The organism is Streptomyces sp. BE20 (assembly GCF_036322525.1).
GTDB lineage: Bacteria > Actinomycetota > Actinomycetes > Streptomycetales > Streptomycetaceae > Kitasatospora.
On the sequence record NZ_JAQYWW010000763.1, the window covers coordinates 1 to 509 of the forward strand.

Here is a 509-nt window from a genome sequence, read left to right on the forward strand (position 1 = left end):
AGCCAGAACGGCGGGAACTGCGTTGAAGTCGCCGCAGGATTCTCCGGCGCCGTCCCGGTCCGCGACTCCAAAGACCCCCAAGGCCCCGCGCTCGTCTTCGAGGCCGACGCCTTCGCCGCGTTCGTCGACGCCGTCCGGTCCGGCGAGTTCGGCACCGCCTGACAACCGCTCCCCCGCCGGCCCCGACCTGCGCAAGTGGTTGAAGTGCTGTCCGAGAAAGCCTCCCTGGCCTCCACCCAGAAGGCTCGAAAGGAGCTAGCCCCATGAACCCCGAGCTGTCCGGCGCATCCTGGTTCACATCGTCATACTCCGACAACGGCGGTCAGTGTGTAGAGGTCTCCGCGAGCTTCCCCGGTACCGTTCCCGTGCGCGACTCCAAAGACCCCCAAGGCCCCGCGCTCGTCTTCGAGGCCGACGCCTTCGCCGCGTTCGTCGACGCCGTCCGGTCCAGTGAGTTCGGCACCGCCTGACAACCGCTCCCCGACGGCTCCGCCCGGCACGACCGGGCG

Annotated in this window: 2 protein-coding genes; both read left to right on the top strand. The window is 69.2% G+C overall.

From position 1 onward, the window contains the following. Positions 1–162: DUF397 domain-containing protein (locus tag PUR61_RS16530; protein ID WP_329879613.1), on the top strand; the 162-nt coding region annotated here is incomplete at its 5' end. 101 nt (positions 163–263) lie between these two features. After that, positions 264–470, top strand: coding sequence for a DUF397 domain-containing protein (locus PUR61_RS16535; protein WP_329879612.1), 207 nt, complete (start codon positions 264–266; stop codon positions 468–470). Positions 471–509 lie beyond the last annotated feature (39 nt).

Excerpts from the sequence above, each read along its gene's own strand:
- PUR61_RS16535 (WP_329879612.1), top strand. The coding sequence starts at position 264 with ATGAACCCCGAGCTGTCCGGCGCATCCTGGTTCACATCGTCATACTCC.